This is a genomic window from Microbacterium sp. CH12i (assembly GCF_000685355.1).
Classification (GTDB): Bacteria; Actinomycetota; Actinomycetes; order Actinomycetales; family Microbacteriaceae; genus Microbacterium.
Genome location: NZ_JHET01000013.1, coordinates 130,315 through 142,911, shown reverse-complemented (window position 1 = coordinate 142,911; position 12,597 = coordinate 130,315). Strand labels below are relative to the sequence as shown.

14 protein-coding genes and 1 pseudogene are annotated in these 12,597 nt (G+C 66.6%); 9 read left to right on the top strand and 6 right to left on the bottom strand.

Going from position 1 to position 12,597, the window contains the following annotated elements:
* The first annotated feature begins 89 nt into the window (after positions 1-89).
* The 4 genes from DC31_RS18855 to DC31_RS15775 are packed head-to-tail and all read left to right on the top strand — an operon-like array spanning position 90 to position 2,206.
* Positions 90-254: a hypothetical protein gene (locus tag DC31_RS18855; RefSeq protein WP_200872956.1), complete on the top strand. Its 165-nt coding sequence runs from the start codon at positions 90-92 to the stop codon at positions 252-254.
* Between the two features lie 4 nt (positions 255-258).
* Positions 259-819, top strand: coding sequence for an FAD-dependent oxidoreductase (locus DC31_RS20375; protein ID WP_327036888.1), 561 nt, complete (start codon positions 259-261; stop codon positions 817-819).
* Entirely contained in the window at positions 720-1,937 is a 1,218-nt protein-coding gene (locus DC31_RS15780) for an FAD-dependent oxidoreductase (protein WP_327036887.1), read from the top strand. The genes DC31_RS20375 and DC31_RS15780 overlap by 100 nt, the downstream gene beginning before the upstream one ends.
* Entirely contained in the window at positions 1,934-2,206 is a 273-nt protein-coding gene (locus DC31_RS15775) for a metal-sensitive transcriptional regulator (RefSeq protein WP_036281780.1), read from the top strand. Before DC31_RS15780 ends, DC31_RS15775 begins: the two co-directional genes overlap by 4 nt.
* 65 nt (positions 2,207-2,271) lie before the next feature.
* Here the strand turns inward: DC31_RS15775 and DC31_RS15770 are convergent, their stop codons facing one another.
* The 4 genes and pseudogenes from DC31_RS15770 to DC31_RS15755 all read right to left on the bottom strand — a co-directional run bounded on the left by DC31_RS15770 (position 2,272) and on the right by DC31_RS15755 (position 7,070).
* On the bottom strand, positions 2,272-3,507 hold the full coding sequence (locus tag DC31_RS15770) for a SulP family inorganic anion transporter (protein WP_051607157.1): 1,236 nt from the start codon (positions 3,505-3,507) through the stop codon (positions 2,272-2,274).
* Positions 3,508-3,878: 371 nt separating this feature from the next.
* Positions 3,879-4,070 (bottom strand): hypothetical protein, encoded by a 192-nt coding sequence (locus DC31_RS15765; protein WP_036281778.1) that lies wholly within the window; start codon positions 4,068-4,070, stop codon positions 3,879-3,881.
* Positions 4,067-6,398: pseudogene (gene purL, locus DC31_RS15760) on the bottom strand (phosphoribosylformylglycinamidine synthase subunit PurL). Before purL ends, DC31_RS15765 begins: the two are co-directional and overlap by 4 nt.
* 78 nt (positions 6,399-6,476) lie before the next feature.
* A complete protein-coding gene (locus DC31_RS15755; RefSeq protein ID WP_036281776.1) occupies positions 6,477-7,070 on the bottom strand; it encodes a biotin transporter BioY in 594 nt (197 codons plus the stop codon).
* 76 nt (positions 7,071-7,146) lie between these two features.
* Between DC31_RS15755 and DC31_RS15750 the strand changes: the two genes are divergently transcribed.
* From DC31_RS15750 to DC31_RS18850, 3 genes are all read left to right on the top strand, one after another.
* Entirely contained in the window at positions 7,147-7,758 is a 612-nt protein-coding gene (locus tag DC31_RS15750) for a TetR family transcriptional regulator (protein WP_051607154.1), read from the top strand.
* A 198-nt stretch (positions 7,759-7,956) separates the two neighbouring features.
* Positions 7,957-9,021, top strand: a complete 1,065-nt coding sequence (gene gnd, locus DC31_RS15745) for a phosphogluconate dehydrogenase (NAD(+)-dependent, decarboxylating) (protein WP_036281773.1) — start codon at positions 7,957-7,959, stop codon at positions 9,019-9,021.
* A 42-nt stretch (positions 9,022-9,063) separates the two neighbouring features.
* The gene (locus DC31_RS18850; protein ID WP_036281771.1) at positions 9,064-9,240 is read left to right on the top strand and encodes a hypothetical protein; all 177 of its coding nucleotides are present in this window, start codon (positions 9,064-9,066) and stop codon (positions 9,238-9,240) included.
* 51 nt (positions 9,241-9,291) lie between these two features.
* Here DC31_RS18850 and DC31_RS15735 read toward each other — a convergent pair whose 3' ends face one another.
* Positions 9,292-10,128 (bottom strand): G5 domain-containing protein, encoded by an 837-nt coding sequence (locus tag DC31_RS15735; protein ID WP_081813915.1) that lies wholly within the window; start codon positions 10,126-10,128, stop codon positions 9,292-9,294.
* Between the two features lie 142 nt (positions 10,129-10,270).
* Between DC31_RS15735 and DC31_RS15730 the strand changes: the two genes are divergently transcribed.
* Both DC31_RS15730 and DC31_RS17270 read left to right on the top strand, forming a co-directional pair.
* The gene (locus DC31_RS15730; RefSeq protein WP_036281769.1) at positions 10,271-10,687 is read left to right on the top strand and encodes a cupin domain-containing protein; all 417 of its coding nucleotides are present in this window, start codon (positions 10,271-10,273) and stop codon (positions 10,685-10,687) included.
* A 72-nt stretch (positions 10,688-10,759) separates the two neighbouring features.
* Positions 10,760-11,611 carry a hypothetical protein gene (locus DC31_RS17270; RefSeq protein WP_051607152.1) on the top strand — a complete coding sequence of 284 codons (852 nt, stop codon included), beginning with the start codon at positions 10,760-10,762 and terminating at the stop codon, positions 11,609-11,611.
* Here the strand turns inward: DC31_RS17270 and DC31_RS15720 are convergent.
* Positions 11,565-12,566, bottom strand: a complete 1,002-nt coding sequence (locus DC31_RS15720; protein WP_036281874.1) for an SDR family NAD(P)-dependent oxidoreductase — start codon at positions 12,564-12,566, stop codon at positions 11,565-11,567. The genes DC31_RS17270 and DC31_RS15720 overlap by 47 nt on opposite strands.
* Positions 12,567-12,597: the final 31 nt, after the last annotated feature.

Below are 12,597 nucleotides of genomic sequence, written 5' to 3'. Positions count from 1 at the left end.
GTCCACTCCCGGGGCCGCGCACAGGGCGCTCTCAGATACCCCCGGGGGTATCATCTAAGGTTAAAGTCAGCAACCCGAGGGAGCGAACCATGTGTCGAGCAGTCACCTGCCGCAAGTGCGGCAAAACCACCTGGGCCGGATGCGGCCAGCACGTCGACAGCGTCATGCGCGGTGTGCCGCGCACTGACCGCTGCGCCGGACACGAGAACGAACCGTCCACCGGCCTGTTCGCCAAGCTCTTCGGGCGGAAGTAGTCCCATGCGCGTCATCATCGTCGGTGGGGTCGCGGGAGGCATGTCGGCGGCGACCCGGATGCGGCGGCTCGACGAGCACGCCGAGATCATCGTGTTCGAGCAGGGCGACCACGTCAGCTTCGCGAACTGCGGGTTGCCGTACTACGTGGGCGGAGTGATCTCCGAGCGCGAGTCCCTTCTGCTGCAGACGCCCGAGTCGCTGCGCGCGCGCTTCGACCTCGACGTGCGCACCGGGTGGTCTGTCGGCTCAATCGATCGTGACGCGCAGACTGTCAGCGTGCGTGATGTGCGCTCCGGTGCTGTCCAGATCGAGCGCTACGACTGGCTCATTCTCGCAACCGGCGCCGCTGCGCGGGACGAGTTCGTGCGGACCGTCGATGGCCCGGTGGTCTCGACGCTGCGCACGATCGACGATGTGGATCGTCTGACCGACGCGCTCGCCGCAGTCCCCACGAGGCCCGCGCCGTGGTCGCCGGCGGCGGATTCATCGGACTCGAAGCCGTCGAGAACCTCGTGCGTCGGGGGCTCGAGGTCACGCTTGTGCAGCGCGGCTCTTACCCTCTGAGCCCGCTCGATCCTGAGATGGCCGCGCTCGTGGTGGACGAACTCCGCGCGTACGGGGTCGAGCTGCGCACCGACTCGACGGTGGCTGCGCTGGACGCTGATGGCGTGCACCTCGGCGACGGCAGCGTCGTTGCAGCCGAGCTTGTCGTCGATGCGCGCGGAGTGCGGCCCGCGGCATCCATCGCCCTTCAGGCCGCACTCGAGATCGGCCCGACCGGCGGCATCGCCGTCGACGGACTGCAGCGCACGAGCGATCCGCGCATTCTGGCCGTGGGCGACGCCGTCGAGAAGGTTGACGCGATCTCCGGCGCGCAGACCCTCGTCACGATGGCGGGACTCGCGAACCGGCACGGACGCACTGCCGCCGACACCATCGCGTGGCAGACCGGGATGCTTGACGAGCGACCGGCGGATGTCGCTCCCGCACTCGGCACGGCGATCGTCGGCGTCTTCGATCTCGCCGTGGCGATGATCGGCTGGAGCGAGCAGCGGCTGCGCGACGCGGGGCGCTCGCACCGCGTCATCCATGCGCATCCGCTCGATCACGCCGGGTACTACCCGGGTGCGGAGCGGCTCACGATGAAGCTGCTCGTCGATCCTGATACTGACCTCATCCTGGGCGCGCAGGTCATCGGACGCCGCGGTGCCGACAAACGCATCGACGTGATCGCCGTGGCAATGCGGGCAGGGCTCACCGCCTCGCAGCTCAGCACGCTCGAGCTCGCCTACGCACCGCAGTTCGGGTCAGCGAAGGATGCCGTGAACATGCTCGGCTACGTCGCCGACAACGCGGCGACGGGATTGACCGACAGCATCCAATGGCACGAGCTGAACGAGGCCGCCGAGGCGGGCGCGACCGTGATCGACGTGCGTTCGGCAGCAGAGCACGAGCACGGCGCGATCCCCGGAAGCCTCAACATCTCGGTCGACGAGCTGCGCGAGCGGCTTGATGAGCTGCCCGAGGGCGAACTGATCGTGCATTGCCAGGTCGGTCAGCGTGGTCATACGGCGGTGAGGATTCTGCGCCAGCACGGCCGGGCCGCACGTAATCTGGACGGTGGCTACCTCACCTGGGAGGCAGGCATCCGCATGACGGAGAAGGTGAGGGAGCTCTCATGACCACGGCATCCGAGGAAGAGATTCGCAAGGTTGTCAACCGCCTCAAGCGCGCACGCGGTCAGCTGTCGGCGGTCATCGACGCGATGGAGACCGAGGCGGATTGCCGCGACGTCGTCATCCAGCTCGCAGCGGTCGGCAAGGCCATCGACCGGGCCGGCTTCGCCGTGATCAGCACGGCGCTGCGCACCTGCGTCTCGAGCGATGAGCAGACCGACGAGGATGCTCCGACCCTCGCCGAGCTGGAGAAGCTCTTCCTGACGCTCGCCTGACCCGCCGCACACCCGCGGCGCGCCCGCCGCACACCCGCACCCGACCGCCGCTGGGGCGACCCGAACTACTGGGGCGTCGGAGCTCCGGCGTGACCCGTCTCGCGCGCGACGTGGCTTCGCGCGTGGGCGACGGCGTCATCCAATGAGGTGAAGAGGTGGCGGTGGTGGCGCAGCGACGCCAGCACGCCGATCGTCCGGAACAGATCTTCGTGCACCGGTTGCACGCCCTTGATGAGCACTGTGACCCCACGGCGTTCGAGCGATTGCACGATGTCCTGCAGGGCATGAGCGCCGCTCGCATCGACGTGCTCGAGCTTCGACATGCGCAGGATGACGACCGTCGCGCCCTGCATGCGGGTGATCTCCTCGAACACGCGGTCGGCGGAGGCGAAGATCAGCGGTCCGTCGATGCGCACGACCGAGATGCGCTCATCCCCGGACTGCGCAGTCCCGGCGATCTCCTCACGCTGCACGCCGGCGCCGCGCGAGAGGTTGCGGATCGCGAAGACGCCGGCGAACACGATGCCGATCACGACGGCGACGATGAGATCGAACGAGACTGTGATGATCGCGGTCACGATGAATGCCGCAGCATCCGATCTGGCCGACTTCAGGATCGACCGCATCGTGGCCCGGTGCACCATCCGGTACGCGGTGAGCATGAGCACGCCCGCGAGACCCGCTAGCGGGATCATCCCGACCGGGCCCGACAGGACGAGCACGAACAGCAGCAGCACGATCGCGTGCACGATCGACGCGAGCCGGGTGCGGCCGCCGGATCGCACGTTCACCGCGGTGCGCGCGATGGCCCCGGTCGCCGGCATCCCGCCGAACAGGCCGGAACCGATGGATGCGATGCCCTGGCCGACCAGCTCGCGGTCCGGATCATATGGCCCCGTGTCGGCGAGCGATGAGGCGACACGAGCCGAGAGCAGCGATTCGATGGCGGCGAGCGCCGCGATCGTGAGAGCAGGGCCCAGCAGGGATGCCGCGCTGCCGAGCGTCAACGTCGGGAAGGAGGGCATCGGCAGCCCGTCGGGCAGAGCACCGATGACGGCGAGCGGGCTGTCGACGATGAGGCAGAGGATCGTCACGACCGCGATTCCGACGAGGGAGCCGGGGATGCCGCGATGCAGACGCTGCGCGAGAAGCATGCACAAGACCACGATGAGTGCGGCGCCGACCGCCCACGGAACGTACGTCCAGTCGGCGTCGCCGATCGCCTGGATCGCCGCGACCAGGGCGTTGGAGCTGTGGCTCGCGGCATCCGCCTGCCCGCCGACGGTGAGCGACGGCACCACTTAGCGACATGATGAAGTCATCATATCGCGGGATGCTGGACGTTCGCACACGGCCTCGAACGCCTGAGCCCGTGCAGGCAGCGGATGCTGTGCCGGAGGTGGATGCTGTGCCGGAGGTGGCCGGAGAGGTCTGCCGCGCACGGCGCTCACCCGCGTCGGCAGCAGCTCTCCGCGTCGGCAGCAGCTCACCCGCGTCGGCAGCAGCTCTCCGCGTCGGCAGCAGCTCACCGCGTCGGGAGGAGTTCTCCGCGTCGGGAGGAAGAATTCCCTCTGGCTCTCCTCCCGAGAGGGAGTTCTCCTCCCGAGGAGGCCCCACGAGATCTACAACGGTGGCGAGTCCCTAAACAGCACCCGCCACTGCCCCAGGAGCCTCAGCCGAACAGCAGCGAAAGCACGGTCGAGCCGCCGCCGATGAGGATCAGTGACGCGATCGTCACCCAGGCGACGATGCGCATCCGGCGGGTGCGGTGCTCGCCGAGCCGGCCGTAGTCCTCTTCCCCGGAACCGGAACCAGAACCGGAGCCAGTACGACCGGCAGCCCCCCGCCGCTCGACGTCCGTCATGCGACCGGCTCCGAAACAGTAGCCCCAAACGCAGCCGGCAGCGTCGCCTGCGAGGTCGAGCGCAGCTCAGCAGCCGAAACCGTGAACAGCCCCGTGACCTCAAGATCGGCGACGGTATCGGTGACTCCGATCCGGAGCACCGGGTAGTTGCGTCCCTCGCAGAGCCCGCGGAACTTCACGTCATCCTCGCGCGGCACGGTGACGATGACGCGACCGGTCGACTCCGAGAAGAGAGCGGATGCTGCATCCACCCCATCGCGATCCATGAGCTCGGTCAGCCAGACACGAGCACCGACGCCGAAGCGCATGACGCCCTCGGCGATCGCCTGCCCGAGGCCACCCTCCGAGACGTCGTGTGCCGAGGAGATCAGCCACTCGTCGCGGGCCGCGGCGATGAGCCCTGCGAGACGCTTCTCAGCAGCAAGATCCACCGCAGGCGGCAGCCCGCCGAGGTGCTGGTGCACGGTATCGGCCCAGGCCGACCCCGAAAGCTCGGTCGACGTTGTGCCGAGCAGGTAGATGTTCTGGCCCTCGTCCTGCCATCCAGACGGGATGCGACGCGAGACGTCTTCGATGATTCCGAGCACGCCCACCAGCGGTGTCGGGTGGATCGGCACATCACCGGTCTGGTTGTAGAACGAGACGTTGCCGCCCGTGACCGGGGTGCCCAGCTCGTAGCATCCGTCGCCAGGCCGTCGACCGTCTGGCCGAACTGCCACATGACCTCGGGGTTCTCGGGGGACCCGAAGTTCAGGCAGTCGGTGATCGCCGTCGGGGTCGCACCGGTGACGGCGACGTTGCGGTACGCCTCGGCCAACGCCAGCTGCGCGCCCGCGTAGGGGTCGAGCTGGCAGTAGCGGCCGTTGGCGTCGACCGAGATGGCGAAGCCGAGTCCGGACTCTTCATCGACGCGGATCATGCCGGCGTCATCGGGGAACGAAAGCGCCGTGTTGCCCATCACGTAGTAGTCGTACTGGTTGGTGATCCACGAGGTGTCGGCGAGGTTCGGCGAGCCACTAGCGACAAGAACTGCTCCCGCAGAATGGAAGGCTCAGATGAGCGGGGCAGCAGCTCAGCGGCGTCCGCCTGCAGCGCGTCGATCCACGTCGGGTACGCAACTGGACGGTCATAGACCGGGCCGTCAACCGCGACGGTCGACGGGTCAACGTCGACGATGCGCTCGCCCTGCCAGTCGATGATGAGGCGGCCGTCGCCGGTGACTTCGCCGAGTACGGAGGTTTCGACCTCCCACTTGCCTACGACCTCGAGGAAGGCATCCAGCTTCTCGGGCGCGACGATCGCCATCATGCGCTCCTGCGATTCCGACATGAGGATCTCTTCGGCAGTCAGCGTGGGATCGCGCAGCAGCACGTTGTCGAGCGAGACCTTCATGCCGCTGTTACCGTTGGCCGCGAGCTCAGAGGTTGCGCACGAGATTCCGGCAGCGCCAAGGTCTTGAATCGCCTCGACGAGTTCGCCCTTGTAGAGCTCGAGGCAGCACTCGATGAGCACCTTCTCGGCGAAGGGGTCGCCAACCTGCACCGCGGGGCGCTTGGTGGGACCGCCGTCATCGAACGAATCGGATGCCAGGATGCTGGCGCCGCCGATTCCGTCGCCGCCGGTGCGCGCGCCGAACAGGACGACCTTGTTGCCGACACCGGTGGCATTCGCGAGCTTGAGGTCTTCGTGGCGGAGGACTCCGACCGCGAGCGCGTTGACGAGCGGGTTCGCCTGGTAGACGGAGTCAAAGACCGTCTCGCCGCCGATGTTCGGCAGGCCCAAGCAGTTGCCGTAGAACGAGATTCCCGCAGTGACGCCGTGCACGACACGGGCGGTGTCTGGATGATCGATCGCACCGAAGCGGAGAGCATCCATCACGGCGACCGGGCGTGCGCCCATCGAGATGATGTCGCGGACGATGCCGCCGACGCCGGTCGCTGCGCCCTGGAACGGCTCGATGAAGCTCGGGTGGTTGTGCGACTCGGCCTTGAAGGTGACGGCCCAACCCTCGCCGACGTCGACGACGCCCGCGTTCTGGCCCATGCCGACCATGAGGCGTTCCTTCATCTCGTCGGACACCTTCTCGCCGAAACGGCGCAGGTAGTTCTTCGACGACTTGTAGGAACAGTGCTCAGACCACATCACCGAGTACATCGCCAGCTCACCCGAAGTCGGGCGGCGGCCGAGGATCTCTTTGATGCGCTCGTATTCGTCGGGCTTGAGTCCGAGGGCCGCGTAGGGCTGCTCCTTCTCGGGTGTCGCGACTGCGTTCGAGACGGAGTCGGGGACGTGCTGACGGGCGGATGCTGCGGGGTTGGTCACACGCACTCCAAAAGAAGGGTCCAGCGGGGCGTGTTCAGTCTACCGGCGGTGGGTCTTGCGCGTCGTCGGGGTTGCTCGGGGCCGTCAGCTGCGCTCGCCGGTGCGGTCCACGATGCGCCAGCTGAGGGGCAGCACCCCGGCCATCGCGGCAACCTTGATCGCATCGCCGATGAGGAATGGCAGCACGCCGAGGGTGAAGGCTGTGATGAGGTCGACGCCCAAGAACGCGGCGAGCCATGGCACGCCGAACGCGTAGATCGTGAGCGACCCGAGCACGGCCAGGCCGAGCGTTGACCACACATTTCGGTCGGATCGGCGCCGTGCAAGCGTGCCGACGATGAGCGCGGCGATGACGTATCCGACGATGTAGCCGAACGAAGAGAATGCCCACCCGGATGCTCCGTGCGCGAACAACGGGACGCCGACGAGGCCGAGGGTGAGATAGAGAGCGGCACTGATGCTGCCGCGCAGCGGCCCGAGCGCCGCACCGGTGAGGAGCACCGCGAAGGTTGCCAGCGAGAGCGGTACCGGCGTGAACGGCAGCGGAATCGCGATGTATCCGGCCACTGTGATGAACGCAGTGCCGCCGAGTGTCAGGGCGATGTCGCGGGCGCGGGTGCCCGGAATGAGATCCGCCAACACGGGAACTCGAGGGGTGGTGGTCGCAGCGACGGACATGGTTCCTCCTGAGTAGCATCCGAGCAGTGTCAACCTGAACACTGTTCACTAGAACGATGTTCAGTACACTAGCAGGATGAACGCAGCCCAGTCGCACACGCGGTACTCGAAGCCCGACGTCGTCGCGGCGGCGATGCGCGTACTGGCAGAGCAGGGACTGCCCGGCTTATCGATGAGGCGCATCGCCGAGGTTCTCGATGTGCAGGTCAGCGCGCTGTACTGGCATTTTCCGAACAAGCAGGCTCTCCTGGCGGCCGTGAGTGCGCAGATCGTCAACACCGGCAACCCGGATGCCGCACCAGATCTCGCCGCGATCGCTACGGCGCTGCGCGACCGGCTGCTCGCTCATCGCGATGGCGCGGAGATCGTGTCGAGCTCGCTGGCGCTCGGTCTGCTTGAACTGCCTAGTCGTGCGAGCCTGGTCGAGGCGGGGCGCAATTTGGGACTTGACGAAGGAGCAGCAGCGATCGCCGCAGACACTCTCGTGCACTTCGTGATCGGTTACACGTTCCACGAACAGCAGCGCATGCACGCGGCCGTGTTGGGTGCGGCGGATGCATCGGTCGATCTTGTTCCGGCTCGCGTCGAGGAACGAGTGGATGCTTTCGAGGCGGGGCTCGCGATGGTGGTCGCCGGGGTGCGGGAGGCGAGACAGCGGATGTCGCATGAGTCAACAAGAACTGCATGAGACACCACGTCTGCGGTGGCGTCTCATGCAGTAAATGATGTCTGACGTCAAAGACGGTCGGCTTGGAGCTATAACGGATGATCGAACCCACACGCCGCCCCGCCGTTGAACACGACACCTACTCGTGTAAAGCTGATCGAGCTCGTGTAAAGCTGATCGAGACTCGGCTCACCGGAGCCGTAGCGGGAAGGAACAGCCATGCAGCTGGCGATGATCGGTCTCGGACGGATGGGGGCGAACATCGTTCGCCGTCTCATGAACGATGGCCACGAGTGCGTCGTGTACGACGTGAATCCGGATGCCGTGAAAGCACTGGCCGCCGAGGGCGCGACGGGCGCCGACAGTCTGGCTGACATGGCGAGCAAGCTGCAGACTCCGCGGGTGGTGTGGATGATGGTTCCCGCGTCGCTGACCGGTTCGGTCGGTGAAGAGGTTGCTGCAGTGCTCGAGGAAGGCGACATCCTCATTGATGGTGGCAACTCGAACTACCGCGACGACGTGCGTCGTGCCGCGGCGCTGCGCGAGCGCGGCATCAACTACGTCGACATCGGCACGAGCGGTGGGGTCTTCGGTCTCGAGCGCGGGTACTGCCTGATGGTCGGCGGGCCGGATGCTGCGGTCGCACACCTCGAGCCGATCCTGAAGACGATCGCACCGGGTGTCGGCGACATCGAGCGCACGCCCGGACGCGAAGGCGAGCTCGCACCAGAGGAGCAGGGCTTCTTGCACTGCGGTCCGTCGGGGTCGGGTCACTTCGTGAAGATGGTGCACAACGGTATTGAGTACGGCATCATGGCGTCGATCGCCGAGGGCTTGAACCTGCTCCACAACGCGGATGCTGGATTGCGAGAGGCCGAGCATTCGGCTGAGATCGCTCCGCTAGAGGAGCCCGAGTTCTACCAGTTCCCGATCGACACCGCGAAGGTCTCGGAGCTATGGCGTCGTGGATCGGTCATCTCGTCGTGGCTGCTCGACCTCACCGCTGCTGCACTGAACGAGAACCCGAAGCTCGAGGGTCTTGCCGGCCGTGTTTCGGACTCGGGTGAGGGCCGTTGGACGGTGAAGGCTGCGGTCGATGTGGGCGTGCCTGTTCCGGTGCTCGCGGCGTCGCTCTTCGAGCGCTTCGCTTCGCGCGACGAGGATCTGTTCGCGAACCAGGTGCTCTCGGCGATGCGGTTGCAGTTCGGCGGGCACCAGGAGCTCCCCGCCGGCGATGTGCTGGAAGCCGGTGGGCGCAAGACGGATGCCGGGGAGAAGAGCTGACCGGGACGCCGGTGGTGGGAGCGGCGCCGTTAGGCTGAACGAATGAACAAGAGCAGCGTGTGGACAATCGTCGGGGTCATCGTCGCTGTGGTCGTCGCGTGGTTCGTCGTCAGCGCGTTGTTCTCGGTGCTGTGGTTCATCGTCAAGCTCGCCGTCGTGGCGGTGGTCGCCGTGGTCGTGTACCTGGTGCTGCGCGGAGTGTTCAGCAAGCAGGAGTAGCGGGACATAGGTACCGCTGCGATCTTCATCGCTCGGCCGATTCGAGCGACGTCAGTCGCAGGCGATGCCGTCTCCGTCGCGGTCGAGCTGGTATTCATCGTGGCCGATTACCTGTACTGGTCCGGTGACGTATCCGGGTCCGTTGCCGCCTCCGCCTTCGCAGTCGACATCGCTGGCGAAGGGGACGCACGCGCCGGTGTAGCTCGGGTGGCACCCGGAGTTATCTTGTTGCACCAGGGGAACGGGTGCTGGAGCGGGCACGCGGGTTCCGACTGACGTGACCTCGGCGACGGGCGCCAACCCGACGACTTCCTTGACCGCATCGCGGGCGACTTCGACACCGTTCACCAGCGTCAGACGGTACGTCACCACGGCGGCCCCAGCGGCGCCCGCAGTGACCAGGGCGGTCGTGCCCTGATCCAGCTGGCTGTCTTCAACGGTCGTCTGCTCGAAGGGCACCGTGATCCGTTCAGTTACGACCTTGAAGGTCGTGGGCGTAGGTGACGGCGTGCGCTTCGGTGCGGCCGTCGGTGTGTGCGTAGGCGTTGCCGATGCGCGCGGAACGGTATCACCGACGAGGTTGAGCGCCGCGGCAGTCGGTGCATCCGTCGTTCGGGTGGCTGCGCCGGCGACGCCGCCGCCAGCTACCAGCAAAACCGCGAGACCCAGCGCCGCGAAACCGGAACCACGGGAACGAAGCCCCAGCATTGGCAGCGGTCGCGCAACCAGGACGAAGATCGCGAGTCCGGCGACAACGAGGAACGCCAGCACGATTGCGACGGGAGACCAGCGTGCGAGCACGCCGCCGAGAACCAGCACGCCGACAATGATGCCCAGAATGAGCCAGCCGCGGCGGGGCTTCCCGGGAGTCTTTTTCGGGTTGGACATGAGACGCACCTATCGGGTTGAAGCGAACCGAAATCGATGTGTGCGAATACACATCTAGTGCTGTGTATAGCGGGTTCTGCCCGGTGGGGCAAGTTGCTTCAGGTAATAGAAGTGTGCCGAACACCTCCGTTAGCGTGGCGTCATGACTGACTTTGATGTGGTGCAGGTAGGCGACCTTGACTCGTGGGATGAAATCGATGGGGCAGCGCCAGGAAAGCTTTTCGTGGAGAAGGACCTCGCCGCGAAATATATGGGCTTGTCCGTGAACTCGAACGCCCCCGGCTCGCAGGCGCCTTTTTGGCATACGCACTCTCAGCACGAGGAGTTGTATGTCTTCCTCAGCGGACGCGGCCAGCTCGCCTTGGACGATGAGGTTGTCGACATTCAACCCGGCACGATTGTGCGTGTTGGAACCGGGACGTGGCGCGCATTCCACGCCGTACCCGACAGCCCCGACCCCTTGCGCTGGCTGTGCATCCGCGCCGGGGGATCTACCCTCGGCGAGATCGGCCACGACGGCGAGCTCGACCGAGAACGCCCGATGCCCTGGTCGGAGTAGTTACGGCTCGTCCTCCAGCGCGGCGGCCTGCGGTTCCTTCGCCGTTCATCTGGCCCGCCTAGCCTCGGGCGCATGTCAAAGCAGCTCGTCTCCGTGTACGCCGTGGTCGCCGGAGTGCTGATGGCGACGTTCCAGCTCGTGCGTCCGTGGGGCGATGTGTCCGAGGAACCGGCGGCGATGGCGGAGGCGTTTGCGAATCCGCGGTGGGTCGTCGCCCACCTCGCCGGGGCTGCGGCGTTCGTGATGCTGGCCATGCTCGCGCAGGCCGTGGTCGCATCCGGTCTTCGGGAGCAGTCGTTGCGACGCCGGTCGCCGGTCGTGCGGATCGCTCACTACGGCACGGCCCTCGGGGCCGCACTGATACTGCCGTACTACGGCGCTGAGACGTTCGCGCTGCATGAGATCGGCCGGGCGGCGCTCGCCGGATCGCCCGTCGACGTGGTCGCGCTGAGCGGCAGCATCCGCATGAATCTCATGGCCGTGATTCTGTTCGGTGCGGGGCTGTTGCTCGTCGCTGCTGCAATGGTCTGTTTCGCCGTCGTGGCTGCGCGTGCGGGCGCGCGATGTGGGGAACCTGGCCGCTCGGGGTGGTGGCCGCGCTCGCACTTCCGCAGTTCGCGTTGCCGCCGATCGGACGGATGGCGTACGGCGTCGCGTTCCTGGTGGCCGCGGTGTTGTTCGCGGTGGCGTGGGCGCGGAGGCGCACGCGAGCGTAGGTTGCCCGGGGCGAGCTCCGGCGAAGTCGGAGGTGCCGATGCGCACCACGTGGCGCCGGAATCGCATCAATCTCGCGCGTATGGCAGTGCTCCAGAGCGTCGGCGATCACGGGCTCGGGGCGGCTTCGCGGTCCACATCCGCTCCCCGCTGGGTATGCGAACTACTGCGCCGACCATCCGCCGTCCGACGCGAGCACAGCGCCATTGATGTTCACGGCGTCGTCGCTGAGCAGGAACGTGATCGAGGCGGCGAGTTGCTCTGCCGTAGCCACGGTCGGGATGGCCTGCTGGAACGGGGCGAGACGTGCTGAGCCGGTCTCCGACATGTTCGGGGGCATCGGGATACCCGTGGCTACACCGCCGGGAGCGACGGAGTTCACACGGATGCCCTTCGGTCCGTACATGAACGCTGCCGACTTCGTGACGCCGATGATGCCGTGCTTGCTCGCGGTGTAGGCGTTGCCGGATGCATTGCCGCGCAGGCCCGCTTCACTGGCGACGTTGAGGATGGCGCCGTGGCCCGCCTTCTCCATGGCTGGCAGAACTGCGCGCATGAGCTTGAACGGCGCGGTCAGGTTGATGGCGATGACGCGGTCCCAGACAGCATCCGTCGTCTCGCCGGCGGGCGAGAAGTCGTCATTGATGCCGGCGACGTTGGCGAGCGCGTCGATGCGGTCGCCGGCTGCGGCGAGCACGGCGTCGATCGCGTCTTGCTTGGTGAGGTCGCCTGCGACGGTGATGATGTCAGCATCCGGAAGTTCGGCCTTTAAGGCGTCGAGCTTGTCGGCGGCGATGTCGGATGCGATCACGCGCCCGCCTTCACGGGCGATGCGGGATGCCGTGGCCTTGCCGATTCCGGATGCCGCACCTGTGACGATCACGGTCTTGCCAATGAAGCGGCCAGCGGTGATCTTCTCGACCCAGCCGGCGGGGCCGGTGTCTTCGGGGATCTCGCCGCCGTTGGCCGCGCGGACGAGGTCGTCGACGACCGACTGCGGCATCTGGCCCTGGCTGAGAACAACGAGCTGCTGCAGGGGCAGGCCGAGCACGGGGGCGAGAGATTCGGGGTTGGCGCCCGACCGCGCGAGCAGGCCCTTGATGAGCTCGCCGCCTGTCTGGTCATTCAGCCATTCACCGATGGTGGAGTGTGCGGTCAGTGCCATGTCGTTCTCCCTTTCGTCCGCCGTGTGCATG